Here is a 26,868-nt window from a genome sequence, read left to right as displayed (position 1 = left end):
AACTGCTGCAGGTGATGCAGCGCGGCCTCGGAACTGGCGACGGCAGAGAGCGCCCTGCCGGCGCAGTTCACAGGAACTGAATCCGCCTTATGCGGTGTGGGCGATGCTTTGGTTCAGGGCGTGCAGCGCATCGGCCAGCGCCTGGATTTCGGCACGCAGGGCCAGCCGCTGCAACCACCGCCCGGGGATTCCGCGCGCACCATGGAATGCGCCCGCCAGCTGCCCCGCGATGGCGGCCGTGGTGTCGGCGTCCTCGCCAAGATTGGCCGCCTCGAGTACGACGGCTTCAAAGGTGTCGTGGCGATCAAAGCACCAGAGTGCAGCTTCCAGACTGTCGACAACATAGCCATTGCCACGGATCTGCTCACGCGCGGCACCGCGGTAGCCGCCCGCCGCGATCTGCTGCAGCCGCGCGCTCTCGACGGGGACATTGCTGAGATCCAGCACCGCGTCACGGGTGCCACCTGCCAACGCCCGCTCCAGCGCGACCGCCAGCAAGCGGCACGCCTCCAGGCACTCCTGCGCAGCGTGCGTCGTTCGCGAACTCAGCGCGGCCATGGCCTGCAGGTCGGGGGTCCCGGCGTAGCGCAATGCCACCGGCGCCAAACGCATGATCGAGCCATTGCCAGCGCTGCGCGGGTCGTCACTACCCGCCAGCGGATGGCCATCCTGCAGGAACCGGTCGATCGCAGCTCGCGTTGCCATCCCGATATCGAAGCACTCGCCGGTCGCACTCCAGTACCCATGCCGGTACCAGTTGGCGTAGCGGTTCATCTGATCGTGCACATCGAAGGTGTCACAACGCACCAGGCTCTCGGCCAGGCACATCGCCATGGAGGTATCGTCGGTCCATTGCCCAGGCTGCAGCTGGAACGGCCCACCACCGACCATGTCGGTGATCGGGGTGAAGCTGCCACGAGGCTTGAACTCCAGCGTGGTACCAACGGCATCGCCGCACGCGAGGCCGAGCAAGGCGCCGCGGAAGTGATCAATCTGGTTCATCGGACCAGTGTAGCGCCACCGCATCCACCATGACTGACTGCCAGGCCGCGCAATGATCGCGCGAGCGGGAAAGCGATCGCAGCCAACAAAAAAGCCCTGACCGGAGTCAGGGCTTTTCAATTGGAGGCCTCAAGCGGAATCGAACCGCTGTAAACGGATTTGCAATCCGGTGCATAGCCACTCTGCCATGAGGCCAACGTACTGCGCGCCAGGAACGTAGCCCTGACAAGACAAAACCCCAAGATGGGGCCTGTCGGAACATGGAGCGGGAAACGAGACTCGAACTCGCGACCTCAACCTTGGCAAGGTTGCGCTCTACCAACTGAGCTATTCCCGCGTAAGCCGACATGCTACCAGAAATCCGGAAAACACACCAGCGATTTCACCTTTCTGACTGCGCGTAAAGGCTTGTGGCCCAACGTGCCCCGCCTTGCAGGGCGGGAGAAAAACAAGGCCCCTACCGGGGCCCTGTAGAATCTGGAGCGGGAAACGAGACTCGAACTCGCGACCTCAACCTTGGCAAGGTTGCGCTCTACCAACTGAGCTATTCCCGCAGATTCCGTTCGACCTGCGTCGAAGGAGCGCTATTGTGTCCAAATTCCTTCACGCCGTCAACAGTCTTCACATCATGCGGTCACCGGCGTCCGCACTGGGTTACGCTGCCCTGCCCAAGCACGGACACCGCCGATGCCGAGACGCTACGTCCGCCTGTTCTGGTTGCTGGTCGCGCTGACCTGGTTGGCGCTGATCACCGCACTGGTCAATGCTGGCTTCACTCCGGACTACTGGCTGCTGCATCGCCTGGAGGGCGCCCAGCTGCCCTATCCGACCAGCACCGTCATCGTGTTCGCATTGCTGGGCACGGTTGAACTGGTGGTGGCGGCGCTGATCGTGCGCCCGTGGAAACTCAAACGCCTGTGGCTGCGCCTGCTGATCGCCTTCGCCCTGCTGCTGGTGTGGTCGATACCGTGGATGCTGTCGGCGATGCACCAGCCGCCGGTACAAGGCATGCACCTGCTGTGGTTGCTGCTGCTGGACGTGGGCCTGCTGCTGGCGCTGTGCGGGGTGTCGGCGGTGAGCGCATGGCGGGCGCTCTGGCGGCGTGGGTCACCACAGACTCCCCCGCCGCAGCGCTAGAGGCTTACTTCCGGAACTCCACCCGCACATGCTGGCCGAAGCGTGCCTTGGCCTCGCCGTCAAACTCCAGCACGCACTCCACCACCTTGGCCACGCCGCGCCCTGCGTCTTCAGGCAGGCGTGCCTGCGCGAACACCGGGCTGATGCGTACCACGCGTGCGGGCGGCAGCGTGCCCGTGTTCTCCGCACCATCACTGTCCGGCACGACAGCAGCCTTCATGCCCACCTGCACGGCATCGGCGTAGGCGGCGCTGAGTTCGGCGCGCACCTGCAGCGGGCGCGCCGGCAACAACGAGATCGCCGGCTTGCCGGCCTGCACGAAGGCGCCGACGCCCGGCACCTGGCCGACCACGGTGCCGGCTTCCGGCGCGCTCAACGACATCTGCTGCAGTCTCAGCTTCGCGTGCTCCAGCTTGTGCTGCGCCATGTCGACCTGCGCACCGGCCACGTCGACATCGGCACGCACAGCAGCCAACTGCTGTTTTGCCGCATCGGCCTGCTGGTTCGAGGACACGCCTTCGCTGGCGCCCGTGGACAGACGGGTGGCGTTGCGCTCCAGTTCGCGCAGCTGCGCCTGGCTGCCCTTCAGGCGGTCATTGGCCAAGGCCAGATCGGCGGTGGCCATCGCCACCTCCTGCTGCAGCAGGGCACCATCCAGCGACAGCAGCAGCTGCCCCTTCTTCACCGTGGCGCCTTCCTTCACCGGCGCTGCAGTGATCGAGCCATCCACTGGCGGTGCCAGTGCGATCAAGCCACCTTCGATGTCAATGATGCCCCGTGCCACGGCGACCTTGCCGGCGGCGGCAGTACCCGCCTTGCCTGAGGGTGCCGATGCGACGGTGGGCGCTTCCCTGGAACAGGCGCCGAGCAGCAGTGCCGCGGACAGGGCCAGGCTGAGGGGAAGCAGATGCGACGTCTTGGTCATGGGGCGGACTCTACGGTTTCGTTCTGGCGGCGGTCATCACGGACCATGCCGTCTTCCATGGCGATCACCCGATCGGCATGCCGGATCAGGCGCGGATCGTGGCTCACGCACAGCACAGTCGCGCCATGCGCCCGCGCATAGCGATGCAGGATGTCGATCACGCGCTGACCGTTCTCGGCGTCCAGCGCGCTGGTGGGTTCGTCGGCGAAGATCAGCGTTGGCGACTTGGCGAAGGCACGCGCCACCGCCACGCGCTGTTTCTCGCCACCGGACAGCTGCGCCGGGCGCATGTGGCTGCGGTGGCTGAGGCCGACTTCTTCCAGCGCCCTGCGGGCCAGCGGCTCGCTTTCGCGATTGCGCATGCCGCGGTAGCCCAGTGGCAGCTGCACCTGCTCCAGCGCGGTCAGTGCCGGGAACAGGTTGAAGCCCTGGAACACGAAGCCGACATGGTGCAGGCGGAAACGCTCCACTTCACTGCGGGTCATGTGGCCCACGTCCTGGCCCAGCGCGTGCACGCGACCGCCATCGGGTGCGGACAGGCCGGACAGCAGCGACAGCAGCGTGCTCTTGCCGCAGCCGGACGGGCCGGATACCAGGGTCAGCTCGCCGGGATAGATGTCCAGCGACAGGCCACGCAGCACCGGCACCTGCACATCACCGGACATGAAGCCTTTTTCCAATGCTTCGGCCTGCAGGGTCGGGGCGATGGCGCGTGTGGAAGTCATCGGCCGGTCCTCAACGCAGCAGCAACGATGGATCGGAGCGGACGACACTGCGCACCGCCATGATGCTGGACAGCATGGCCATCACCGCGACCAGCGCCACGCAGCCGAGGATCACCATCGGCGTCAGCTGCACCGGTACGCGCTGGGTCTGCGCGATCAACAGCACCACCGTGCTGAACGCCGCCGCCAGCAGCATGCCCACGCCACCGATCAGCAATGCCTGCTCGAACACCACCCGCGCCAGCGCGTAGCGACCGGCACCGAGCGCATTGAGCGTGGCGTACTCGCGTACCGAGCCGGCCACCACCGAGGCGAACGACTGGTTGGTGATCACCGCACCGACGAAGCAGACGATGACGGCCATGAACAACACGGCGATCCCTGCGCCGGTATCGAACAGCCAATACTGCTGCGAACGGCTGGCGAACGCCGGCGCGGTCCAGAACTCGACCGGTGTGGCCTGGCCCATCGACGCGGCCAGGCGGTCACGCACGCGGTCGGCCAGGTCCGGCGAGCGCAAGCCCGCCACGAAATAGGTGCTTCCCTCGTGTGGGTCGGTGCCGGCGATGGCGCGCGCGGTGTCCAGCGAGGCCAGTACGTTGACACCACCAAGGCCCCGCAGGCCCGGTTGTGCAGCGACCACGCGCACCGCCTTGCCATTGATCCAGGCACGGTTGTTCTGCAGGTCCACGCCCAGCGTATCCAGATCGGCGCTGTCGACGATCACCGCACCCGGCTCGCGCAGCTGCGCGCGCAGGTTCGCAGGGAGGATGCGCGCGAACATCATCGCGTCGTCCCGGGTGGAGATGCCGGACAGGTACACCGACACATTGCCGGTGCCCTGCGCGCCGGACCGCCATTCGCCGTCGACCCACTCGTAGGGTTCGACGCGGGTGACATCGGGGTCCATGCGCAGGTGGCTTTCCACATCGGCGCTGATCGCATGACCGTAGTTGACGCTCTGGGTGCCGGGAAAACCGGCCCAGAGATCGGCCGAGGATGCCTTCACGTAGATCGCAGCGGTACCGAAGATGCCCAGCACCAGTGCGGCCTGCACGATCAACAGCACACCGGCGAAACACATCGCCAGCACCACCGGCAGGAACCGGCGCCACTCATAGGCCAGGGTCTTGCGGGCGAGTGCGATCATTGCGATCCACCCTCGCCCTCGGCAGGCAGCGGGGCACCACCGAGGGCGCGGTACAGCGACGCAAAGGCCAGCACGCGCGCGCCCTGCGCGGCGATCAGGTCGGCCTGCGAGGCGAGTGCGGCGCGTTGCGTATCGAGTCCGTCGAACTCGCTGGACAGACCCAGCTGCAGCTGCCGCGCCTGGCGCTTGACCTGCTGCCCGGCGGCATCGTTGGCCGCGCGCAGCGACTGGATGCTGCTGTCCTGCCGCGCCAGGCTGCCCAGCGCGCCTTCCACTTCGCTCACGCCTTCCAGCACCGCCTTGCGGTAACCCAGCAAGGCGGCATCCAGCTGCTTTTCATCGGCATGGAAGCGCGCGCGACGCTGGCCCCAGTCCCACAGCGGAATATCGATGTACGGGCCGATCGACGGGCTCGAATCGGAATTGGAGCGGGCGTTCTGGGTGAGGTTGTACGCGTACAGGATGGAGCCGCCAAGGCTGACCCGTGGATACATCGCTGCGCGCGCCGAACCCTTGCTGGCCGCTGCCTGCATCACCTCTGATTCGGCCAGCAGGATCTGCGGGCGGTGGCGCAGCAGATCCGCAGGGACCTGCTGCAGTGAGAATGCACCGAGCTTCGGCGGCGCGCGGTATGCGCGCCAGGCGGGATCCGGCCCGTCACGCCCCAGCAGCAGCGCCAGCGCGCGGGCCGCGTTGTCCGCATTTTCGAGGGCCTGCGCCGTCGCTGCTCGGGTCGCCGCCTGGCGCGCACGCAGGCGTTCCAGCTCGCCCGGCTCATCCAGGCGCAGCCGCTGACGGACCAGCGCCAGCTGTTCGCCGCGGTCGTCCACGGCCTGTTGTCGGGCCAGCAGATCCTGCTGGGCCTGGGCCACGGTCAGGTCCAGATAACTGCGCACTACGTCGGCAATCACCGCCACCTGTGCGGCATTGCGCAGCGCCTCGGCATTGCCGGCGGAGGCCTGCGCGCTCAACTGCGCGCTCTCGGCGGCACCGAACAGGCCCAGGTCCCAGATCGCTTCGATACCGGCATGGAAATAAGTGTCGACCGCGGCGGCGTCCTGTACCTGCTTGGCGCTGGCGGTGATTTCCGGCAGAAAGCGCGCGTTGGAGGCGCCGGCGACGATGCGCACCGCCTGCAGGCGCAACGTGGCCTGCTGCAGATCAAGGTTGCCGGCGATGGCCTGATCGACCAGGCCGTCCAGCGCCGGGTCGGCCAGCACCTTCCACCACTGCCTGGCATCCACCGCTACGCCCTGGCCCTGCGGCACCTGGGTCCAGGTGCCGGGTGTGCGATCAGGCAGGTCCGGAGCCGGCACCGACATGCAACCTGCCAGCGCCAGGCTGGTCAGCAGCGCGCCCGGGCGCAGCACTGCCCGCAGGGAGAGTCCGCGCCCGGTCCTGGGCACTGCCACTGAAGTGATACGCCTGACCACCAGCCCGCCAACGTGTAGAAGGAGCATGAAGGCTACCGTGCGATTGTGGAGCGAACATGGAGAATTGGTCCGAAAACGGTCACCACACGCGTGCGGTTCAGGCAACGCCGACCCAGTCTTTCACTGCGCTTTCAACGCGTTCCCGGGACAGAACACTGGATGCTTTTCACGGCGCATTGCACATTGGGACGTCTCCCCGGCTCGACGTGCCACACGCGTGAACATCCTCGCCGCTGGCAGCCAATCGCTTCGATCACGGCGGTGGCTGTCGGTGCATCGTGGTCGCGCTGACCACTCCGCGGGCCTCGAACGCTCGCTGGCGACCCATGGGCGCATCCGGTCCGACAAACGAAAAACGCCCCCTTCCGGGAGCGTTCTTCTTGAATCTGGAGCGGGAAACGAGACTCGAACTCGCGACCTCAACCTTGGCAAGGTTGCGCTCTACCAACTGAGCTATTCCCGCAGATTTCGTTCGACCTGCGTCGAAGGAGCGCTATTGTGTCGATATCGCTGCACGGCGTCAACAGGAATTTTCGCCTGCATTGTGGGGAGGCGTTCAGGCCCCCAGGACCGATACCTCAGGTTCGCAGGCCACGGCGGTGGAAGTAGACCTGCTCGGCGATGCGCCGCGTGGCCGCCATGTGCAGCAGTGCGTTGAGCGGCCAGTCGGCCTGCAGATGGTCCATCGCCCAGCGCAGCAGGCGCTTGCCATGGAATGCCGGCGCCACCTGTCGCGCCACCCGTTCCGCTTCCGGCCCTTGCCCACGCAGATGGCGGGCAATCGCCTCGCCGACCGCCCAGCCGTGCCGCCACGAGGAGTGGATGCCCCCGGCGGACAGCGGCGAGACGATGCCCGCCGCGTCGCCGGTCAGGATCACGCGTTGGCCGGTGAACGGCCCATCCGGCCGGCTGCACGGGACCAAGCCGGCGCGGGTGGCCGAGGGACGCGCCGAAGGCGGAATGCCGACCACATCGCGCACGTGGTCGAGGAAGCCATCGATATCCGGCGGCCGTACCTGTTGCGGGTCATGGCGCAGCGCCAATCCCACCTGCAGCCCGGTCGGATTCTGCGCGACCCAGCCGATGTAGCCCGGTGCGTAGCGCTTGCTGACGAAGCAATGCAGTGCATCGCCCTGCGACACCTGCAGGCCGGCGAACTCACGCTCGACGCCGTAGAGGGTGTCACGCACCTGGCCAAGCCCGGTGCGTTGTGCCACGCGTGAGCGTGCGCCGTCAGCGCCGACCAGATAGGCGCACCGCCCTGCCCCTTCGACCTGCCAGCCGTCACCGCAGCGACGGGCGTCGGTGAAGGACTGCTGCAGGCGCAGGTCCACGCCATTCGCGCGCAGTTCGCTGGCCAGCCAGCGCATCAGGTTCGGCGTATCGGTGGTGAGGAAGTAATAGCCCGGCGCGGCCAGCAACCCGCTGCGCAGGTTCGGCGCATACAGGCGCACGTTTGCGACCCGCTGCACCAGATGCTCGGGCATGCGCCTCAGCCAGGTCTGCTCCATCGCCTCTTTCACCACGATGCCGGTGGTGTGCAGGCGCTCGCCGGGGTCGGTCTTGCGTTCCAGCACGCAGACGCGCAAGCCGTATTGAGCAGCGGCCAGCGCGCAGGCGGCACCGGCGAAGCTGGCGCCGACGATGACCACATCGTGGTCGTAGGCGGAGTGAGCGTGGGGCATTCCTGCATCGCCCTGGAGGATTGGAGATGCAGCTTCGAACGGCCGCGTGGTGAGCCGAAGGAGTGGCGGTGAAGTGGGGATGAAGCGGGCGCTAGGCAAATGAAAAACGCCCCCTGGCGGGAGCGTTCCTCTCGAATCTGGAGCGGGAAACGAAACTCGAATCCACGGTCCCAACCTTGGCAAGGTAGCGGTTGAAGCAGCTGACTGCGTAATGTATGAGTGGCACCGTCACCCAAACCAGCGGCCAGCTCCGGCAGGAATACCAAGCCACTGCTTCCATTTCGGAAACATTGCATGGACCGCGCCACATCAAAGCCTGATGGTGCATGCCCCTTCCTCGCGCATTCAACGATGGCGATTCCAGTCGATCAAATCGTGTTTCTGCTGGCCACCGACTGCTTCAGGGAGGTGCTCCTTTCAACATTTCCGAGAAGCGATGCTGAAGCTGCGCGGCTTGCAGCACAGCGTACAGTGAGCCAGCTGGTCGATGGAGGAGATAACTACTACCTGTGCGCCAGCTTCAGCGAAGCAAGGATAGGAAGCACTCATGATGCATTCTTCGACGATCTTCGCTCGCTTGGCGCCTCCGTCCGATTACAGAACCACGTTGCACTTGTGATTCAAGCACTACCAACTCCCGGAGCAGCAACGATCCGCGCGTGCGATACGATCACGTCCATCGCCAGCTACCTCTTCTGGCTGGAAAGCAAGGCCCTATGCAATCCGATTACAGTGGAGCTCGTTGATGCGATCGCCGTGATAGAACCGCTTGGCCTGCAACGCGAGCCGCCCTGCGTGGATTGGCATGCAGCCTGGACCCATTCGGAGTCCGAGCAGGATCGTTACATTGCTTCGTTGATGGATGGAATTGACGATGCGCCCGTGTACGTATTTAACGACGTGCAGGCATTCACTGTTCGATTCGATTTTCTCTCACTGTGGAGAGCGCGACTTGGCGAAGCCTGCTTTGGACAGATCAGCAAGTTCATCGCGACCGAGGCGCACTTGAGGCTGGACGATCGCGATGCTGACGCCGCTGGTCACATCGATCAGATCCTTGCGGCGATCTAGAACATTCAGACGACAGATTCAAACCAGAACGAAAAACGCCCCCTTGCGGGAGCGTTCTTCTTGAATCTGGAGCGGGAAACGAGACTCGAACTCGCGACCTCAACCTTGGCAAGGTTGCGCTCTACCAACTGAGCTATTCCCGCTTGGGAGGCGAAATTTTACCTGTTCCAAGGATGGCGTCAAGCGCTTTTTCTCAGGGTCTGCGAGGCACCTTGCATTGCGTATCCACGCATGGCGTGGATCTACCACGGCATCCCCGCAAACTGATGGATCCGCACCATCCGTGGACGCAGCATTTCCAGTAGATCCACGCCATGCGTGGATAGGCGCATCGATGGGGTCAGAGCCCTTTCCTTCGGAAAGGGATCCGACCCCGGGGCTCAGTTGCCCAGCTTCTTCTGCCGCGCCCGCTCGCGCGCCGCGCGCTCGTCATCGCGCAGGCTCGGCCAGGCGGCGTGCAGGTACTGCAGGCCCGACCACAGGGTCAGCACCGCGGCAATGGCCAGGGTCCAGTCGCCGATGCGGAACACCGGCCAGCCCATCCAGATGTCTTCCACCGGCACGTTCGGGGCCACCGAATACAGCAGGCACAGCAGCGCGACCATCTGCGCGGTGGTCTTGATCTTGCCGATCATCGCCACGCGCACCTTGGCGCGCTGGCCCAGCTCGGCCATCCACTCGCGCAGCGCCGATACTGCAATCTCGCGGCCGACGATGACCGCCGCCCAGAACGCCATCCACGGCGTCGGATGGCCCTGCACGATCAGGAACAGCGCCACGGCCACCATCAGCTTGTCCGCGACCGGATCGAGGAACGCGCCGAAGGCCGACTCCAGCTGGTAACGGCGTGCAATCCAGCCATCGAGCCAGTCGGTGATCGCGGCCAGGCCGAAGATCGCCGCCGAAGCGAAGTTGGTCCAGGTGTAGGGCAGGTAGAACACCAGCACCAGCACCGGGATCATCACGATCCGCAACAACGTCAGCCAGGTGGGCAGGGTCAACTTCATGCTTGCGTGCTTCTCTCTCTACTCGGCCGCATCAGGCGTGGCCAACCCGTGCAGGTTAGCGTAGATACGTGCCGCGAGGGCGTCATTGATGCCTTCCACCTTGGCGATTTCCGCTTCGCCAGCCGCTTTCAGGCCCACCAGGCCACCGAAATGCTTGAGCAGGCTGGCGCGGCGGCGCGGCCCGATGCCGGGGATATCCTCCAGCTTGCTGGTCATCCGTGCCTTCTGGCGGCGCCCACGGTGGCCGGTGATGGCGAAGCGGTGCGCCTCGTCGCGAACCTGCTGGATGAACTGCAGCGCCGGGTTGGCCGCGCCCGGGCGCAGCTCGCGGCCATCGGGCATCACCAGCGCTTCGTGGCCGGCGCGGCGCTCCACGCCCTTGGCCACGCCCACCAGCAGCACGCCTTCCACGCCCAGGTCGGCCAGTGCGGCCTGCGCCTGCGCCAGCTGCCCGGCGCCGCCGTCGATCAGCAGCACGTCCGGCAGCACGCCCTGCTCTTCCACCGCACGGCGGAAGCGGCGATCGATGGCCTGGCGCATGGCGGCGTAGTCATCGCCCGGCTCGATGCCGCTGATGTTGAAGCGGCGATACTGCGCGCGCACCGGACCGGCGGCGTCGAACACCACGCACGAGGCCACGGTGGCCTCGCCCAGGGTGTGACTGATGTCGAAACATTCAACCCGCTTGACCGGCTCGGCCAGGCCCAGCATCTCGCGCAGTGCGTCGCTGCGCGCCTGCTGCGCGTTGCGGCTGTTGAGTTCGGTGGCCAGGGTCAGCTGCGCGTTGCGGCTGGCCAGTTCCACGTAGCCGGCTCGCTCGCCGCGCACGTTCCACTTCAGCTGCACCTTGCGCTCGGCCGAGGCCGACAGCGCGGCAACCAGCAGGTCGGCATCGGGAATCTCGCGGTCCAGCAGGATCTCGCGCGGCGGCTCGAATTCGATGTAGTACTGCGAGACGAACGCGGCCAGCACTTCCTCCGGGCTTTCCTCGCCGTTGGTGCGCGGGAAGAACGGGCGGGTGCCGAGGTTGCGGCCATCGCGGAACGCCAGCAGCAGCACGCAGGCCTGCGACCCCTGCATGGCCACCGCCAGCACGTCCAGGTCCGCGGCGCGACCGTCCACGTACTGGCGGGTCTGCATGCTGCGCAGCGAGGAAATCAGATCGCGCAGGCGCGCGGCCTGCTCGAACTCCAGCGCCTCGCTGGCGGCCTGCATCTGCTCGCCCAGCTCGCGGGTGAGCTCGTCGCTCTTGCCTTCAAGGAACAGAGCGGCGCGGCGTACCGACTCGGCGTACTCCGCTGCCGGCACCAGCTCCACGCACGGCGCGCTGCAGCGCCCGATCTGGTACTGCAGGCACGGCCGCGAGCGGTTGCGGAACACGCTGTCTTCGCAGCTGCGCAGCTTGAACAGCTTGTGCATCAGGTTCAGCGTTTCGCGCACTGCGGTCACGCCCGGATACGGCCCGAAATAGCGGCCGGGAATGGCGCGGGGTCCACGATGCAGTGCGATGCGCGGCCAGTCCTCGCGGGTCAGCAGCACGTGCGGGTAGGTCTTGTCGTCGCGCAGCGAGACGTTGTAGCGCGGCGATAGAGATTTGATCAGCTGGTTCTCCAGCAGCAACGCCTCGGCTTCCGAGCGCGTGACGGTCACGTCCATGCGCGCGATCTGCGAGATCATCGACATGATCCGCGCGTTCTTCGGGCTGCCGTTGAAGTAGCTGCCGACGCGATTGCGCAGTGCGCGGGCCTTGCCCACATACAGCAGGGTGTCGTCGGCGGCGTACATGCGGTACACGCCGGGCGCGGTGCTGAGCTGGGCCGCGAAGGCCTTGCCGTCGAAGGCCGGGGCGGGAACGTCGGTCATTCGCTGATCGGGACTTCGCTGAGCACGCCGCTTTCGGGGTCGAAGCGCAGCACGGCGTGGGCGTCGGTCTCGGCGATCCACACCGCACCTGCGCCCACCGCCAGTCCAGCCGGGCCATGCAGGCGGCGCGGCAGCGGCTGGGTGGTCAGTTCACCGCCGCCCAGGCGCAGCGTGCGCAGGCGACCGTTGCCGGTATCGGCGATCCACAGCAGCGGGGCGTCCGCGCTCAGCGCGATGGCCTGCGGGAACTGCAGGCTGGCTTGGGTGCGGGGACCGTCTTCACTGCCGAAGCGCCAGGGCCCCTGCCCGACCAGGGTCTGCACCAGGTCGCCACGCAGCTGAAGCGCGCGGATCGAGGAACCCAGTGCATCGGCCACGTACAGCACCTGCTGCACCACGGCCAGCGCGGTGGGCTGGGCGAAGGCCGCCAGATGGCCACTGCCATCACGCTCGTCGATGGAACCACTGCCGGCGCGCCATTGCAGGGTGCGCTGGCCCAGGTGGTAGCTCCAGATGCGGTTGTCGCCGGCCATCGCGATGTGCAGCTGGTTGTCGGCAATGGCCAGGCCGACCGGATGGTCCAGCGAGACCTGCCGCGGCTGCGCGACCGGCCCTTCCACCGGCGCACCGGGTCGCCCGTTGCCACACAGGGTGTCGACGATGCCGGTCAGCAGGTTGATACGGCGCACCGCGTGGTTGCCGGTGTCGGCGACGTACAGCGAATCGCGCTCCAGTACCAGCGCCTGCGGGCGGTGGAATGCCGCTTCGGCGAGGTTGCCGTCCATGAAATCGGCGGTGCCGAGGCCGAACTGACGCAGGATGCGGCCGCCATGGCTGCATTCGAGAATGCGGTGATGGCCGCTGTCGGCGATGTACAGGCGTTCGGTGCTGACCGCCAGCCCCTGCGGGAAGCGCAGGGCCTGGCGCGGTTCCGGATGCAGTTCGCTGCCGCCACGCGGCGGCGCCGAAGGTGCGCCCTGGCACAGCGCGTTCAAGGCGCGCTCCAGTTCACCGGGCGCGCCCTGCCCGACCAGCCGTTGCTGTTCGCGGCCCTGCGCGTCCAGCAGCACCATGGTCGGCCAGGCGGTGACGCCAAAGCGGCGCCAACCATCCCAGTCGGCATCGAGCAGCACGGGCATGCTCAGGCCCTGACGGCGCAGCAGCTTCAGTGCGGCCGTGGCATCGCGTTCGAAATCAAAACGCGGCACCTGCAGCACCAGCGGCTGCAGCTTGCCGGGATGGCGCGACAGCCATTGGCCGAACTCGGCCAGGCGTTGCGCACTCCAGGCGGAGGCCGCATTGACGAACAGCAGCGCGACCGGCCGGCCGCGCAGTTCGGTCAGGGTGCAGGGGGTGGCATTGAGCCAGGTGGCGAATTCGGGCAGGTCCGGGACGGGCTGGACGTTCATGACCTGATTATGCCGGAGTCGGCGTCATGCAACAGTCGTGCCACCGCACGTTTTGCAGCATCGTCGACCAGCGACCAGACCTGTTCGAAATGATCGCTGCCGCCGGTGTAGGGATCGGGGATGGCTACCCGCCCCTGCCCGCCCGACCAGGGCAGGTACAGCGCCAGGCGTTCACGCTGGGCCGCCGATGCCAGGCGACCGGCATCACGCAGGTTGGCCTCGTCGGCACACAGGATCCAGTCGAAACGTTCGAAATCCTCGGCCTGCAGCTGACGTGCGCGCAGGTCGCCGATGTCCACGCCGTGCCCGGCCGCGCAGGCGATCGCGCGGCGGTCCGGCGGCTCGCCCACGTGCCAGTCGCCCGTGCCGGCCGAATCGACCTGCACCCGCCCGGCCAGCGGCGAGGCATCCAGGCGTGCGCGCAGCGCCCCTTCGGCCATCGGCGAACGGCAGATGTTGCCGAGGCAGACGACCAGCAACTTCATCGCGCGGCCATCGCCTGCAGCAACGCCTCGGCGCGCTCCAGGTCCTCGGGGGTGTCGATGCCGGGTGGGAACGGCTCCGGCGAGATCGCCACGCTGATCGGGAAGCCCGCTTCCAGCACGCGCAGCTGTTCCAGCGATTCGACCTGCTCCAGCTGGCCCGGCGGCATCGCCGCGAACTGCTGCAGGAAGCCGGCGCGGTAGCCGTAGATGCCGATGTGGCGCAGCCAGTGGTGGCCGTCCGGCAGCGTGTCGCGGCTGCGTGCGAAGCCGTCGCGGTGCCAGGCGATCGGCGCACGGCTGAAGTACATCGCCTCGTTGCGCACGTTGCGCACCAGCTTCACGACGTTCGGGTCGAACAGGGTGTGCGCGTCCTCGACGGTCGTGGCGAGAGTCGACATCGGCGCAGTGCCAGCGACCAGCGCATCTGCCACCGCGCGGATGCCGGTCGCCGGTGCGAACGGTTCGTCGCCCTGCAGGTTGACCACCACCGTGTCATCGGCCCAGCCGGCAATGCGTGCGCACTCGGCCAGGCGATCGGTACCCGAGGCATGCGTGGTCGCGGTCATCGCCACCTTCACCTCGGCCAACCCGGACAGCGCATCGGAAATGCGTTGGTCGTCGGTCGCCACCCAGACCTCGCGGGCACCGGCCTGCAGCGCGCGGCGCGCCACATGCAGCACCAGCGGCTCACCGCCCAGCGGGCGCAACGGCTTGCCCGGCAGCCGCGAGGCGGCAAAGCGGGCCGGAATGGCGACGACGAATTTGGTCATGCGGGCGGTTCTCGGCAGGCTCGTTACAACGGGAATGCGGCCAGCGGCGCGTGAATGCAAGCGCCGCCGCGCCAATCAGTTCGGTCGCAGCTTGTCCAGGCGATCGGTCAGCGCCACCCAGAACGCGGCGGGCAACTCGGCGCGCAGCGGAACCGCGTAGTGCCAGTCGTTGCCGAACGCCCGGCATTTCACCGCATCCTTTTCGGTCATCAGTACCGGCAACTGGCTGCCGAAGGACAGGTCCTGCGGCTGGTAGGCCTGGTGGTCGGCGAACGCATGCGGCACCACGCCGATCCCGCGCGCGCGCAGCATGTCGAAGAAACGCTGCGGATGGGCGATGCCGGCCACCGCGTGCACGCGCTGGCCCTTGAAGTACGCCAGCGGGCGCGCGCGGCCACCGGCCAGCGGCTGCGCACTGTCGATGTGCAGGGCCATCGGCCACTGGCCGAAGCCACAGGCCTGTGCCGCAGTCTCCTCATCGGCCTGACCGAGATTGACCACGCGGAAATCGCATTCGCTGGCGCGGCTGACCGGCTCGCGCAACGGCCCGGCCGGAATCATCCGGCCATTGCCATAGCGACGCTGGGCATCGACCACCTCGATCTCGATGTCGCGCGCCAGCCGGTAGTGCTGCAAACCGTCGTCGCAGACGATCACATCGCAGCCGGCCTCGATCAGCGCCTTGCCGGCAGCAACCCGATCACTGTCCACGCGCACCGGCACGCCGGTCTTCCAGGCGATCAGCACCGGCTCGTCACCGCCCTTGGCGGTTGGCGTGTCGGCCCGCACCCACAGCGGCTTGTCGGCGTCTTCGCGACCATAGCCGCGGCTGGCCACGCCCGGCTTCCAGCCGGCCGCACGCAGGCGTTCGACCAGCGCAATGGTCAGCGGCGTCTTGCCGGTACCGCCGGCCGTGATATTGCCAACCACGATGACCGGCACCGGCAGCGAATGGCGCTTGCGCCAGCCACGGCGATATGCGCGCCGGCGCAGCGCGGTGACACCTGCGTACAGCGGCGCCAGCAGGCGCATCGCCCACGGAACCGGGGTACCGTCGTACCAGTACGGCGGGGTCTGGGTGCCCTTGCCGGCCATCAGTCCTGCCTTTCGCGGAACTGCATGCTGTGCAGATGCTGGTACAGGCCGCCCAGTTCGAGCAGCTCCTTGTGCGTGCCGCGTTCAACGATGCGGCCATGATCCATGACCAGTACCTGGTCGGCATGCTCGATGGTCGACAGCCGGTGCGCGATGACCAGCGTGGTGCGTTCGGGCATCAGGCGCTGCAGGGCGTCCTGCACCAGGCGCTCGGATTCGTTGTCCAGCGCCGCAGTGGCTTCGTCGAGGATCAGGATCGGGGCGTCGCGCAGGATCGCGCGGGCAATGGCCAGGCGCTGGCGCTGGCCACCGGACAGCAGCGCGCCGTTCTCGCCCACCGGGGTCTGCAGCTGCTGCGGCATGCGTGCGATGAACTCCCACGCGTTGGCGGCTTCGGCCGCCGCGCGGATCTGCTCGTCGGTCGCTTCCATGCCATAGGCGATGTTGGCGGCGATCGTATCATCGAACAGCATGACCTTCTGCCCGACCATTGCCACCTGCCGGCGCAGGTCGGCCAGCGGGTAGTCGTCCAGTGCCACGCCGTCGAGGGTGATGACACCGCCGCTGGGCTCGTAGAAGCGTGGCACCAGCCGGATCAGGCTGGTCTTGCCACTGCCGGAACGGCCGACAATGGCCGTCACCGTGCCTGGCCTGGCAACGAAGCTGATGTCGTCCAGGGCGATGCCGCTGTCCTCGCGGTAACGCAGCATGACGTGGTCGAACGCCAGTTCGCCCCGCACGCGCTGCACGCGTCGCTGCCCCTGGTCGCGCTCCACTGGCATGTCGAGAATGCCGAACAGGCGCTCGGCAGCAGAGACACCGCGCGAAATCGAGGTCTGTACGCTGGTCAGGCGGCGCAGTGAGGGAATGATGGCCATCATCGATGTCATCAGGCCCATGAACTGGCCGGCATTGAGCCGGCCGGCCAGGGCTTCGCGGGTCGACACCCAGACGATCACCGCCAGCGCCAGTGCGGCCAGGAACTGCACCACGCTGGAGGCGGCGGCGCGGGTGACCTCGACCTTCATGTTCAGCGCCAGCATGCGGTTGGCCAGGCGCGAGTAGCGCGAGATCTCATGCTGCTGGGTGCCGTGCACCTTCACTTCCTGCTGCGCCGCCAAGGACTGCTCGGCAGTCTGCGCCATCGTGCCCATGCCGTCCTGGATGCCACGGCTGATGCGGCGGTAGCGTTTGCCCACGTAGGACACGATGCCACCGATCAGCGGCACCACCAGCAACATCGCCAGGGTGACCTTGACACTCATCTGCAGCATCACCGCCAGCATCGCGACGATGGTGAGGGTATCGGCCACCACGGTCTTCAGCGCGTCGGCGCTGGCCTGGGTGACCTGCTCGGTATCGAAGTTCAGGCGGCTGACCATCACCGGCGTCGCTTCGGTATCGAAGTGCGACGACGGCAGGTGCAGGTACTTCTGCAGCACCTGCTCACGCAGGTCGCGGACCACGCTGCGGCCGGTCTTGGCCAGCGTGTAGTCGCTGACCCAGGTGGCCACGCTGCGCATCAGGAACAGGCCGAGGATGGTCAGCGGCAGGACCACGGCCGCGCGCGGCTGCGGATCGACGAAACCCTCGTTGACCAGCGGCTCCATCAGCTTGGTGAAGTGGTAGCCGGCCAGGGCTTCGACCACCATGGCGATGACCGCGCCCACCATGAACACCCAGTAGGTGCGGGTATAGCCCAGCAGACGTTTGTAGATCGGCCACACCGGCGCGTGATGGGAACTCATGGACGCACCTCTGGCGCAGTTGCAATGGCGATACGACGGAAACCGAGCTGACCGAGCGCGTCCTGCGCAGTCACCACGGCCTGGTAGGGGGTGCGTGCGTCGGCGCGCAGCAGCACGGGCTGGCTGCGGTCGCTGCCGGCGACCGATGCGATGGTCTGCTTGACCGACTCGACATCGCTGCGCAGCACTTCCTGGTCATTGATGAAATAGCGGCCTTCGGCGTTGATCAGCACGCTGAGCGAGCGCGGCGGCTCGTTGCTGGGCTGCTGGCTGGCGGTCGGCAGCTGCACCTGCAGCGTCGAGCGCGCATCGAAGGTGGTGGTGACCACGAAGAAGATGATCAGCACCAGGATGACGTCGATCAGCGGGACCAGATCGATATGCGGTTCATCCTGTGAGCGGTCATTGCCGATACGCATCGATCAGGCCTTCGCCACAGCGGCGTTGGCCGGTCGCGCCGGCGCGGCCGGGTTCATCACCCCGGGGCGACCGTCGAGCGTGTCCAGCAGGGCACTGGCTTCCTGCTCCATTTCCACCACGTAGCCGTGGATGCGGCCCTTGAAGTAGCGATGGAACATCAGTGCCGGAATGGCCACGATCATGCCCGTGGCGGTGCACACCAGCGCCTTGCCGATACCGCCGGCCAGCTGGTTCACGTCGCCCACCCCATGGTCGAGGATGCCCAGGAACATCTGGATCATGCCGATCACCGTGCCCAGCAGGCCCAGCAGCGGGCCGGCCGAGGCAATGGTGCCCAGCGCGTTGAGGAAACGTTCCATGCGGTGCACCAGGTGGCGGCCGGTGTCCTCGATGCGCTCGCGGATCTGGTCGCGCGGACGATTGCGGGCTTCCAGCGCGGCCGCCAGCAATGCCCCCAGCGGCGAGTTGGCACGCAGGGTCTGCAGGTGCGCCGGGTCAAGCTTGCCGCGTGCGGCCCAGTTGCGCACTTCCTGGCCGAGGCCGGGCGGCAGCACCTCCGTTCGCCGCAGGGACCAGAAACGCTCCAGGATGATCGCCAAAGCCAGTACGCCCAACAGCAGCAGCGGCACCATCGGCCAGCCACCGGCCTTGACCAGTTCCCACACGTTTCAACCCTCCGGCCCGACGGCCGCTTGTTTGATCGGCGATAGGATAACAGCCGACCGCGCCCGCCCAGCGGCATCCCACCACCGGGATGCATGGATACGCTGTTCACGCAGCTGCAACCCTTGTGCGCCAAGCCATACGCGGATCGCCCCGGACTCCGCAGTGGACACCACCTCGGCTCCCTGCGCCTGCCAGCGCCGGACCACGTCCCGGCGCGGGTGGCCGAAGCGGTTCTGGTGCCCGGCCGAAACCAGCGCCAGCCGGGCTGACACCGCCGCCACCCAGGGCGCACTGGAGCTGCCGCCGCTGCCATGGTGCGGCACCAGCACCACGTCGGCCTTCAACGCCGCCGGAGACGCCCGCAGCAGCGCCTGTTCGGCCGGACGGCCGATGTCCCCGGGCAACAACACCCCACCATGCGCGCTGGCCACGCGCAGCACGCAGCTGTCCTCGTTTTCAGCCCGCTGGCTGCCGGCATCCGGGTGCAGCACCTGGAAGTCGACGCCGTCCCAGCGCCAGCGCAGGCCGCGCTGGCAGCGCCCGGCCCCGGCAATCGTGCTGCCCGGCGGCGCCAACAGGGGCAGCTCCGGCAACTGAAGGCGCAGGCGCGGCAGGTTGCCGGCATGATCGAGATCGTCGTGACTGATCAGCACGCGGTCGGGCCGTGCCTGCCCCAGCGCCCGCAATGACGGAACCAGGACCCGCTCGCTGCCCTCCCCCCCGATCGGCGGTCCCACGTCGTACCAGAGCGCATGCCGCGCGGTACGCAGCAATACCGCCGTGCCCTGCCCGACGTCGTGCACCAGCAGCTCCAGCTCTCCCTCGGCCGGCCGCTCGCGCAACGGCCACAGCAGCGGCAGGCACAGCAGGAGGCCAGCCAGCCCGCCCCCGGCACCGCGTGGCAGCAGCCACCAGAACACGCCCAACAGCGCCGCCGGCACTGCCCAGGCCGGTGCCTCGGCCAACCACCACATCGCCTGTGGATGCGCCGCCAGTGGCTGCAGGGCCTGCCAGCTGATTTCGAACAACCACGCCGCTGCGCGCCACGCCCAGCATCCGGCGCCGTCATGCAGCACCTGCAGGGCGGTGCCCAGCAGCGACAATGGCACCACCAGCAATGCCCACCACGGGATGACCGGCAGGTTCACCAGCGGCCCCAGCCAGGCGGTGCCACCGAACAAGCCGATGCCCAGCGGCAACAGGCCGACGCTGGCCACCCCTTGTGCGGCCAGGAACCCGCGCAGGTTGGCGACCACGCCTCGCGGACGTCCCTGCGGCAGGCACCAGACCAGCCACAGGACGCCGCCGAAGCTGAGCCAGAAGCCCGCGGACAGCACTGACAGGGGCGCCGGCAGCAGCAGCGCCAGCGCCGCCAGTGCAAGCCCCTGCACGAGACCCAGTGGGCGCCGCCCGCTACGCGCCAGCGCCACCAGCCCGATCATGAGTGCGGTGCGCACGGTCGGCAATTCACCGCCGGCCAGCACCGCATAGCCCGCTGCGGACAGGGCCGCGGCGCAGGCCGCCGCCTGGGGGCGTGGCCAATGCCGGCCCAGCAGCGGGCACAGCCACCACAGCCCTCGGCACAGCAACGCCCCCAGCCCCGCCACCACCCCGACATGGAACCCGGAAATGGCCACCAGATGGGTCAGGCCCAGCGCCCGCAACTGATCCCAATCGGCGTCGGACAGGCCACGCGTATCGCCCAGGGCAAGCGCCTGCACGAAGCGCGCAGCTGGATGGGCCACCTGCGCGGCGATGGCGGCGCTGGTGCGTTCACGCCATGCCGGCAGGCCATGTGCGGCCTGAAGCTCACGCGCGCTGGCCGGTGCCCGCACCGTGCCGTTGCCGGACACGCCGCGCAGCAGCGCATGGCGTTCACCGTCGAAACCACCGGGATTGATCCGCGAACGCGGCGCCCGCACGCGCAGGGCCAGATGCCACTGCGCGCCGGCCAGGACCTGATGGCGCCCACGCCCGGCGTCGGTGCCATCAACGGCACGCCAGGCGTCATTCCAGATGACCTGCAGGCGCTTGCCGCGCAGCGATGGCAGTTCGCTGCTCTCGCTGACCTGCAGCAGGAAGCGGGTGTGCGCGGCCCCATGGTCCGGCAGATCGATGACCCGTCCACTGACCACCACATCCCGTGCTGGCTGGCCTGGCGGCAGCTGTTCCTGCATTGCCCAGTGCCCGTGCATCGCCGTCCATCCGGCGCCCAGCAGCACGACCGCGGGCAGGCGCCCCCGCCAACGCAGGCCCCACCCTGCCATGCCAAGCACGATCATCACCATGCAGCCCCACAGCGGCGGCAGCTGTGGCAGCTGCACGCAGGCCAGCGCCCCCAGTGTCAGCGCCGCAGCGGCGCCACTGCCCAGCAAGGGAGACGGGGAACGCTCGACAGCCATGGGTCCAGCCTGCCGCTACCGGCGGCAGGTTGCCTATCGGGACTTGCCCCGCAAACGCGTCAGCGCCGGACGCTGCCGCGATGGAAATTGACCCGGAAGCTTGCGCCGCCTCCCGCAGCCTCACCGACACTGACCGAGCCACCGTGGTGCTGCACGATCTCCTTCACCAGATGCAGGCCCAGGCCACTGCCGCTGCCCGCCGCGCGCAGGCGATGGAACGGCTCGAAGATCGCCTCGCGGTCGCCCACTGGAATGCCCGCGCCTTGATCGCTGACTTCCAGCAAGCCACGCGTATCCAGCCGCACGCAGATGGTGCCACGGCCACCACCATGCACGATCGCGTTGTGCACCAGGTTGGCAATCACCCGCCCCAGCGCCAGACTGTCGCCGTGGATCCACACCGGCGATTCCGGCGCGTCCACTTCGAATCCATAGCCGGCGCCCACCACCAACGGCGCCAGGTCCGCGGCGGCCTCACGCACCAGCAGAGCCAGGTCCAGCCGCTGCAATGCGCCGACATTGCGGTCAAGGCGCTGCAGATCGAGCAGGTGCTCGGCAACATTGCCCAGCCGCGCCACGTCGGTCAGCAACTGCGATTTCAGCTCACCCTGTGGCAGCTGCGCCAGGCGCGCCTGCACCACGGCGATCGGCACGCGCAGCTCGTGCGCCGCGTCGGCGAGGAACTTGTCGCGCGCGGCGTAGCCCTGCTGCACCTTGTCGATGGCATCGTTGAACGCTTCCACCAGCGGCGCCACTTCCGTGGACACCAGCCGCGCATCCAGCCGCGCACCGGGCTGGCCGATGTCCAGTTCCTTGGCCTGCTGCGCAGAACGGCGCACACCGCGCATGGCACGGTGGATCACGGTCGGCATCACCAGCAGGGTGACCACGATCAATGGCAGGAAGAACCACAGGCCGATCAGGCGCAGCACCATCAGTGCGCCATCCAGCAGCCCGCCCTTGGGCGCGCCACCGACCATCACGGTGATGCGGCGCCCGTCCTCGTTGCGGATCATCACCCGCGCCACGTCCAGGTAGGGGGGCACCAGCGAGCCCAGTTCCGTGGCGCCCACGGTCGGCAGCCGCGCCAGCATCGGCGCGTGGATCGCTGGGATGGTGCCGCGCTCGAGCCACATGCCCTTGTCATCCACCGCGGCGAACCAGAGATTTCCCCCGGCGTTGGCATCGAGCTTGTCCCAGCGCGCCTGGTCCAGCACCAGGCGGCCGCCTTCGCTGTGCACCGCCTTGGCCACCGCCTCGGCAACGAACATGTCCATGCCCCAGGAGTCCTTGTCACCCCAGGTCAGGATCAACGCGACCACCGCGAACAGTACGGTGAAGGCCTGCGCCAGGAACAGGCGCCAAGCCAGGCCAAGGGTGATCGAACGGATCGGACGGGCCATCTCAGGCCTCCGCCAGCAGGTAGCCGACGCCGCGGATCACGTGGATCTCCACCCCCGCCCCGGCCTGCTGCAGCGCTTTGCGCAGCTTGGAGATATGCGCATCGAGCGCATTGGACTGGATCTCATCATCGAACCCGTACACTGCAGCCTCCAGGGCACTGCGGGTAACCGTGCGGCCCTGCCGCATCGCCAACGCCTGCAGCACCAGCACCTGCCGACGTGGCAATGCCAGGGGCTGGCCCTCCACCTGTGCCTGCAGCGATTCGAAATCGAACTCGAGCCGCCCCAGCCGCAGGCTCGGCGTCACCATCGCCGAAGGCCTGCGCGATACGGCGCGGATGCGTGCCATCAGTTCCTCGATCGCCACCGGCTTGACCAGATAGTCATCGGCACCGACGTCCAGGCCTTCGACCTTGTCCGACAGCGTGCCCTTGGCGGTCAGCATGATCACCGCCAGATTCGGCCGCAGCGCACGCGCCGACGCGACGAATCCAGCACCATCACCATCGGGCAGCTGGCGGTCGAGCAGCAGCAGCTGGTGCACCGGTTCGCGCAATGCGAGCGCGGCCTCGGCCAGGCTGCCGACCACGTCGGCGACCACGCCCTGCCGCTCCAGGCCCGATTGCAGGGCGCGGGACAGATCAGGATCGTCTTCGACCAGGAGGATGCGCATCAGGAACTCGTCTACCGGAAACGCTGCCGATCATAGTGCCTGGGGCCATGGTTTTGCGCCCATGCATGCCAGCGGTTGCAGGCGCAATGTTCTGACAATGTTGCCCCTTCAGCATGCGCAGCCATCACCCGCAACGTGGCCGAACGATGCTGTCGCTGCCCCTGACAAGGACCCCCATGGCCTCCGTCTCCCACACCGCAGACGCCCACGCGATCCTGCGTGCACCGGACCTGGACAGCGCAGAACGCGCCTATCTGGGACTGATGCCCGACCTTGAACATGTGAATGCACTGGCCCGCCGTGCAGTGGGCCTGTCACGCGTTGCCGACGCGGCACACGGCTATGCGTTGTCGATGACCCTGGTCGGACTGCGCCTGCAGGAGCTGGAGATGGGCGAGCCAACGGCCAGGGAACACCGCCAGGCCACCCTGCGCAGCCTGCGCCAGGCCTTCAGCGCCTGACGGCACGCGCACAGGCACTGCCGCCGCACCGGCGGCAGCGGGAGTCATCGGGTCAGCAGGACCCGCAACCCGGCAGGCCCGGCGCGGCAGCGTCATTCAGCGCAGCGTGGTCCACGCCAGCAGCGCGCTAAGGATTGCGACCCAGATCACTGCCTTGAACGTGCCTTCCAGCATGTTGCCGCCGAACAGGTGTTCCAGGAGCGGATTGGGCCTGGACACCGGGACGTGATCACCCATGCGGCAGTTCCTTGCAGTAATGGCGCAGTTGCGCAGCAGCGCCGAGTCTACGCCTGCGCAGCCCGGATTCATCGCCATCTGCCTGCCTTTGGCGGCCCAATCCCCGCCTTCGTCGCAGGCCGGCTGCGGTGCCCGGCCGACCATGCCAGCCTGCACGCACTTTCCCGCTGGAGCACCGTGCCATGCCGATGCTTGCCCTGATCCTGCTGTTCTCCAGCCTGTTCGGCGACGGCTGCGGGCCCACCGAGGATGCCCTGCGCAGCCAGATCCTGCGCACCGAGGATCGGCAGGCCATGCATGAAGCGCAGCCCCTTCAGCTCTATCACCTGCGCCAGGACCGCGTGCTGCGGCTGGGCAGCCAGCAATCGCCAGACGACACTGGCGCCAGCCCTCATCCTGCGCTGGCCCGGGTAGGTGTGGCGCAGCTGTGGGAACGCGTCGACGGCCAGTGGCGCATCCAGCGTTCGATCAGCATTACCCACTGATTTCATGCCACTGAACCGGCACGGATGCAGCTTCGCGGGAACGCCAGGCTCCCCGGAACGAAAAAAGCCGGCCTCGGGGCCGGCTTTCATCGTTTCCACCACTTCACCGGCAACGCCGGGAGCAGGTGGTGGGCGGTACAGGGTTCGAACCTGTGACCCCTACCATGTCAAGGTAGTGCTCTACCGCTGAGCTAACCGCCCATCGTGTTCTTGCCGCCCGAAGGCTGGCCTTGTTACGTAAAAACCCGGCGCCAGGGCCGGGCTTTGCATTTCACGACAGCCCTCTTCCGAGGACTTCGTGGTGGGCGGTACAGGGTTCGAACCTGTGACCCCTACCATGTCAAGGTAGTGCTCTACCGCTGAGCTAACCGCCCGTTTTGCTTCTGCATTTCCGCGATTGCGTCGGTGCAGGCCGCGTATATTACGGATGCGGGCCGTGAAGCGCAACACTTTTGTGAAGATGATGCTGCACTGCCACGTTCAGCCCAGGCTGGCTTCCTTCAGCTGCCGGATCTGGTCACGCACCCGTGCGGCATCCTCGAATTCCAGGTCCTTGGCGTGCTGGTACATCTGCTGTTCCAGCGCCTTGAGACGGGTCGCCAGCTGCGCCGGAGACAGCGAACGATAGTCGGCCGCTTCTTCGGCCACACCCGCCCGGCCCTTGCCCTTACCCTTCTTGGCTTCCTTCTCGGCGGCATCCGAACGCGCGCCTTCGAGGACATCGACGATCGGGCGCGCCACCGAGCGCGGCACGATGCCATGTTCTTCGTTGTACTCGACCTGCTTGGCACGGCGCCGGTCGGTCTCATCGATCGCCGCCTGCATCGAGCGGGTGATCTTGTCGGCGTACAGGATCGCCTTGCCGCGCACGTTGCGTGCGGCGCGGCCGATGGTCTGGATCAGCGAGCCGGTGGAGCGCAGGAAGCCTTCCTTGTCGGCATCGAGGATCGCCACCAGCGATACCTCGGGCATGTCCAGGCCTTCGCGCAGCAGGTTGATGCCGACCAGCACGTCGAACTTGCCCAGGCGCAGGTCGCGGATGATCTCCACGCGCTCGACCGTATCCACGTCCGAGTGCAGGTAGCGCACGCGGATACCGTGTTCGGTGAGGTACTCGGTGAGGTTTTCAGCCATGCGCTTGGTCAGCGTGGTGACCAGCACGCGGTCGCCCGCCTTGATGCGCGCGTTGGCCTCGCTCATCAGGTCGTCGACCTGGGTACCGACCGGCCTGATCTCCACCACCGGGTCGATCAGGCCGGTCGGACGCACCACCAGTTCGGTGATCTCGTCACCGGCTTCACGCAGTTCATAGGGCCCGGGCGTGGCCGACACGTAGATGCTGCGCGGGCAGCGCTCCTCCCATTCCTCGAAGCGCAGCGGGCGGTTGTCCAGCGCCGACGGCAGGCGGAAACCGAACTCAACCAGGGTTTCCTTGCGCGAGCGGTCACCCTTGAACATGGCGCCGATCTGCGGAATGGTCACATGCGATTCGTCGATCACCAGCAGCGCATCCGGCGGCAGGTAGTCGAACAGGGTCGGTGGCGGCTCGCCGGCATTCTTGCCGGTCAGGTGCCGGGAGTAGTTCTCGATGCCGTTGCAGTAACCGACCTCGGCCATCATCTCCAGGTCGAACTGGGTGCGCTGGGCCAGGCGCTGTGCCTCCACCAGCTTGTTCTGTGCGTACAGCTGCTCCAGCCGCTCCTTCAGCTCCACCTTGATCGTCTCGATCGCCGCCAGCACCCGCTCGCGCGTGGTCGCATAGTGCGTCTTCGGGTAGACCGTGAAGCGCTGCATGTTGCGCAGCGTCTCGCCGGTCAGCGGGTCGAACAGGGTGATCTTCTCGACCTCGCCATCGAACAGTTCGAGGCGCAGTGCTTCGCTGTCCGACTCGGCCGGGAACACGTCGATCACTTCGCCGCGCACGCGGAAGGTACCGCGCTGCAGCTCGTACTCATTGCGCGTGTACTGCAGCTGGGTCAGGTGGTTGATCAGGTCGCGCTGGTCGATGCGCTCGCCCTTGGACAGGATCAGGCGCAGCGACAGATAGTCTTCCGGCGCGCCCAGGCCATAGATCGCCGACACCGTCGCCACCACGATCGCGTCCGGGCGCGACAGCAGGGTCTTGGTCGCGGCCAGCCGCATCTGCTCGATGTGTTCGTTGATCGAACTGTCCTTCTCGATGAAGGTGTCCGACGACGGCACGTAGGCTTCGGGCTGGTAGTAGTCGTAATAGCTGACGAAATACTCCACCGCGTTGTGCGGGAAGAACGCCTTGAATTCGCCATACAGCTGCGCCGCCAGCGTCTTGTTCGGCGCCATGATCAGCGTCGGCTTCTGAATGTTCTGGATGACGTTGGCGATGGTGTAGGTCTTGCCCGAGCCGGTCACGCCCAGCAGGGTCTGCTTGGCGATGCCGGCCTCGAAGTTGCTGGTCAGCTTCGCGATGGCATCGGGCTGGTCGCCCGCCGGCGAATACGGCGAGACAAGTTCAAAACTGTCGCTCATGGTGTTGCCAGTTCCCGGGAAGGGTGAGTATACGGGGCGAGGAGTGACGGCCGGCTGAGGGGCTGCCGGGCAGGACGCTACGGGGTTTCCCGATGGCGGTCGCACAGCCGG

At 67.2% G+C, this 26,868-nt stretch carries 24 protein-coding genes and 7 tRNA genes; 4 read left to right on the top strand and 27 right to left on the bottom strand.

Annotated elements, in window-relative coordinates; genetic code table 11:
* Positions 1-87 precede the first annotated feature (87 nt).
* From ACMGRF_RS05460 to ACMGRF_RS05445, 4 genes are all read right to left on the bottom strand, one after another.
* The gene (locus ACMGRF_RS05460) at positions 88-1,002 is read right to left on the bottom strand and encodes an ADP-ribosylglycohydrolase family protein (RefSeq protein WP_111191262.1); all 915 of its coding nucleotides are present in this window, start codon (positions 1,000-1,002) and stop codon (positions 88-90) included.
* Positions 1,003-1,123: 121 nt separating this feature from the next.
* Positions 1,124-1,197 (bottom strand) — tRNA-Cys (locus ACMGRF_RS05455).
* A gap of 66 nt (positions 1,198-1,263) precedes the next feature.
* Positions 1,264-1,339 (bottom strand) — tRNA-Gly (locus ACMGRF_RS05450).
* 141 nt (positions 1,340-1,480) lie between these two features.
* Positions 1,481-1,556, bottom strand: a tRNA-Gly gene (locus ACMGRF_RS05445).
* 133 nt (positions 1,557-1,689) lie between these two features.
* Here ACMGRF_RS05445 and ACMGRF_RS05440 point away from each other — a divergent pair.
* Positions 1,690-2,139, top strand: coding sequence for a hypothetical protein (locus tag ACMGRF_RS05440; RefSeq protein WP_049414481.1), 450 nt, complete (start codon positions 1,690-1,692; stop codon positions 2,137-2,139).
* Positions 2,140-2,143: 4 nt separating this feature from the next.
* On the opposite strand, the gene ACMGRF_RS05435 is transcribed toward ACMGRF_RS05440, so the two are convergent.
* From ACMGRF_RS05435 to ACMGRF_RS05410, 6 genes are all read right to left on the bottom strand, one after another.
* Positions 2,144-3,064 (bottom strand): HlyD family secretion protein, encoded by a 921-nt coding sequence (locus ACMGRF_RS05435; RefSeq protein ID WP_180880455.1) that lies wholly within the window; start codon positions 3,062-3,064, stop codon positions 2,144-2,146.
* A complete protein-coding gene (locus ACMGRF_RS05430; RefSeq protein WP_049414479.1) occupies positions 3,061-3,789 on the bottom strand; it encodes an ABC transporter ATP-binding protein in 729 nt (242 codons plus the stop codon). Before ACMGRF_RS05430 ends, ACMGRF_RS05435 begins: the two co-directional genes overlap by 4 nt.
* A gap of 10 nt (positions 3,790-3,799) precedes the next feature.
* Positions 3,800-4,939 (bottom strand): ABC transporter permease, encoded by a 1,140-nt coding sequence (locus ACMGRF_RS05425; RefSeq protein WP_061478472.1) that lies wholly within the window; start codon positions 4,937-4,939, stop codon positions 3,800-3,802.
* Positions 4,936-6,399 (bottom strand): efflux transporter outer membrane subunit, encoded by a 1,464-nt coding sequence (locus ACMGRF_RS05420; protein ID WP_180880454.1) that lies wholly within the window; start codon positions 6,397-6,399, stop codon positions 4,936-4,938. Before ACMGRF_RS05420 ends, ACMGRF_RS05425 begins: the two co-directional genes overlap by 4 nt.
* A 360-nt stretch (positions 6,400-6,759) precedes the next feature.
* Positions 6,760-6,835: transfer RNA gene (locus ACMGRF_RS05415), tRNA-Gly, on the bottom strand.
* A gap of 115 nt (positions 6,836-6,950) precedes the next feature.
* Positions 6,951-8,057, bottom strand: a complete 1,107-nt coding sequence (locus ACMGRF_RS05410; protein ID WP_049414850.1) for an NAD(P)/FAD-dependent oxidoreductase — start codon at positions 8,055-8,057, stop codon at positions 6,951-6,953.
* A 294-nt stretch (positions 8,058-8,351) separates the two neighbouring features.
* Between ACMGRF_RS05410 and ACMGRF_RS05405 the strand changes: the two genes are divergently transcribed.
* Entirely contained in the window at positions 8,352-9,128 is a 777-nt protein-coding gene (locus ACMGRF_RS05405; protein WP_134729537.1) for a hypothetical protein, read from the top strand.
* 67 nt (positions 9,129-9,195) lie between these two features.
* On the opposite strand, the gene ACMGRF_RS05400 is transcribed toward ACMGRF_RS05405, so the two are convergent.
* The 13 genes from ACMGRF_RS05400 to ACMGRF_RS05340 form a co-directional block, all read right to left on the bottom strand.
* Positions 9,196-9,271, bottom strand: a tRNA-Gly gene (locus tag ACMGRF_RS05400).
* A 237-nt stretch (positions 9,272-9,508) separates the two neighbouring features.
* Positions 9,509-10,135, bottom strand: coding sequence for a CDP-diacylglycerol--glycerol-3-phosphate 3-phosphatidyltransferase (gene pgsA, locus ACMGRF_RS05395; RefSeq protein ID WP_049413149.1), 627 nt, complete (start codon positions 10,133-10,135; stop codon positions 9,509-9,511).
* A gap of 18 nt (positions 10,136-10,153) precedes the next feature.
* Entirely contained in the window at positions 10,154-11,998 is a 1,845-nt protein-coding gene (uvrC, locus tag ACMGRF_RS05390) for an excinuclease ABC subunit UvrC (protein WP_049413151.1), read from the bottom strand.
* Positions 11,995-13,407 (bottom strand): nhl repeat protein, encoded by a 1,413-nt coding sequence (locus ACMGRF_RS05385; RefSeq protein WP_049413153.1) that lies wholly within the window; start codon positions 13,405-13,407, stop codon positions 11,995-11,997. The genes uvrC and ACMGRF_RS05385 overlap by 4 nt, the downstream gene beginning before the upstream one ends.
* Positions 13,404-13,892: a low molecular weight protein-tyrosine-phosphatase gene (locus ACMGRF_RS05380; protein WP_049413154.1), complete on the bottom strand. Its 489-nt coding sequence runs from the start codon at positions 13,890-13,892 to the stop codon at positions 13,404-13,406. Before ACMGRF_RS05380 ends, ACMGRF_RS05385 begins: the two co-directional genes overlap by 4 nt.
* Entirely contained in the window at positions 13,889-14,662 is a 774-nt protein-coding gene (gene kdsB, locus ACMGRF_RS05375) for a 3-deoxy-manno-octulosonate cytidylyltransferase (RefSeq protein WP_414485693.1), read from the bottom strand. The genes ACMGRF_RS05380 and kdsB overlap by 4 nt, the downstream gene beginning before the upstream one ends.
* Before the next feature lie 75 nt (positions 14,663-14,737).
* Positions 14,738-15,757, bottom strand: coding sequence for a tetraacyldisaccharide 4'-kinase (lpxK, locus tag ACMGRF_RS05370; protein WP_049435266.1), 1,020 nt, complete (start codon positions 15,755-15,757; stop codon positions 14,738-14,740).
* Positions 15,757-17,505, bottom strand: a complete 1,749-nt coding sequence (gene msbA, locus ACMGRF_RS05365) for a lipid A export permease/ATP-binding protein MsbA (protein ID WP_049438204.1) — start codon at positions 17,503-17,505, stop codon at positions 15,757-15,759. The genes lpxK and msbA overlap by 1 nt, the downstream gene beginning before the upstream one ends.
* Positions 17,502-17,924 carry an ExbD/TolR family protein gene (locus ACMGRF_RS05360; protein ID WP_019658998.1) on the bottom strand — a complete coding sequence of 141 codons (423 nt, stop codon included), beginning with the start codon at positions 17,922-17,924 and terminating at the stop codon, positions 17,502-17,504. The genes msbA and ACMGRF_RS05360 overlap by 4 nt, the downstream gene beginning before the upstream one ends.
* A gap of 3 nt (positions 17,925-17,927) precedes the next feature.
* Positions 17,928-18,590, bottom strand: a complete 663-nt coding sequence (locus ACMGRF_RS05355) for a MotA/TolQ/ExbB proton channel family protein (RefSeq protein WP_111190716.1) — start codon at positions 18,588-18,590, stop codon at positions 17,928-17,930.
* Between the two features lie 3 nt (positions 18,591-18,593).
* Entirely contained in the window at positions 18,594-20,993 is a 2,400-nt protein-coding gene (locus ACMGRF_RS05350) for a DNA internalization-related competence protein ComEC/Rec2 (protein WP_180880451.1), read from the bottom strand.
* A gap of 59 nt (positions 20,994-21,052) precedes the next feature.
* Positions 21,053-22,396: a sensor histidine kinase gene (locus ACMGRF_RS05345; protein ID WP_049415864.1), complete on the bottom strand. Its 1,344-nt coding sequence runs from the start codon at positions 22,394-22,396 to the stop codon at positions 21,053-21,055.
* A 1-nt stretch (position 22,397) separates the two neighbouring features.
* Positions 22,398-23,069, bottom strand: a complete 672-nt coding sequence (locus ACMGRF_RS05340) for a response regulator transcription factor (protein WP_049415866.1) — start codon at positions 23,067-23,069, stop codon at positions 22,398-22,400.
* A 176-nt stretch (positions 23,070-23,245) separates the two neighbouring features.
* Between ACMGRF_RS05340 and ACMGRF_RS05335 the strand changes: the two genes are divergently transcribed.
* Complete coding sequence (locus tag ACMGRF_RS05335; protein WP_049415868.1) at positions 23,246-23,530, top strand: hypothetical protein; 285 nt, start codon at positions 23,246-23,248, stop codon at positions 23,528-23,530.
* A gap of 96 nt (positions 23,531-23,626) precedes the next feature.
* Here the strand turns inward: ACMGRF_RS05335 and ACMGRF_RS05330 are convergent, their stop codons facing one another.
* Positions 23,627-23,767 carry a hypothetical protein gene (locus ACMGRF_RS05330; protein ID WP_167692840.1) on the bottom strand — a complete coding sequence of 47 codons (141 nt, stop codon included), beginning with the start codon at positions 23,765-23,767 and terminating at the stop codon, positions 23,627-23,629.
* A gap of 182 nt (positions 23,768-23,949) precedes the next feature.
* Between ACMGRF_RS05330 and ACMGRF_RS05325 the strand changes: the two genes are divergently transcribed.
* Positions 23,950-24,252 carry a hypothetical protein gene (locus ACMGRF_RS05325; protein ID WP_065177376.1) on the top strand — a complete coding sequence of 101 codons (303 nt, stop codon included), beginning with the start codon at positions 23,950-23,952 and terminating at the stop codon, positions 24,250-24,252.
* A gap of 126 nt (positions 24,253-24,378) precedes the next feature.
* Here the strand turns inward: ACMGRF_RS05325 and ACMGRF_RS05320 are convergent.
* The 3 genes from ACMGRF_RS05320 to uvrB all read right to left on the bottom strand — a co-directional run bounded on the left by ACMGRF_RS05320 (position 24,379) and on the right by uvrB (position 26,757).
* A tRNA-Val gene (locus tag ACMGRF_RS05320) sits at positions 24,379-24,453 on the bottom strand.
* A gap of 98 nt (positions 24,454-24,551) precedes the next feature.
* Positions 24,552-24,626, bottom strand: a tRNA-Val gene (locus tag ACMGRF_RS05315).
* Between the two features lie 106 nt (positions 24,627-24,732).
* Complete coding sequence (gene uvrB / locus ACMGRF_RS05310; RefSeq protein WP_049412758.1) at positions 24,733-26,757, bottom strand: excinuclease ABC subunit UvrB; 2,025 nt, start codon at positions 26,755-26,757, stop codon at positions 24,733-24,735.
* Between the last annotated feature and the right edge of the window lie 111 nt (positions 26,758-26,868).

This window comes from Stenotrophomonas sp. EMP41, assembly GCF_047495535.1.
In the GTDB taxonomy this organism is placed as follows: Bacteria; Pseudomonadota; Gammaproteobacteria; order Xanthomonadales; family Xanthomonadaceae; genus Stenotrophomonas; species Stenotrophomonas sepilia.
Note: the sequence above shows the minus strand (reverse complement) of the source record. Positions and strands in the feature narration are given on the sequence as shown.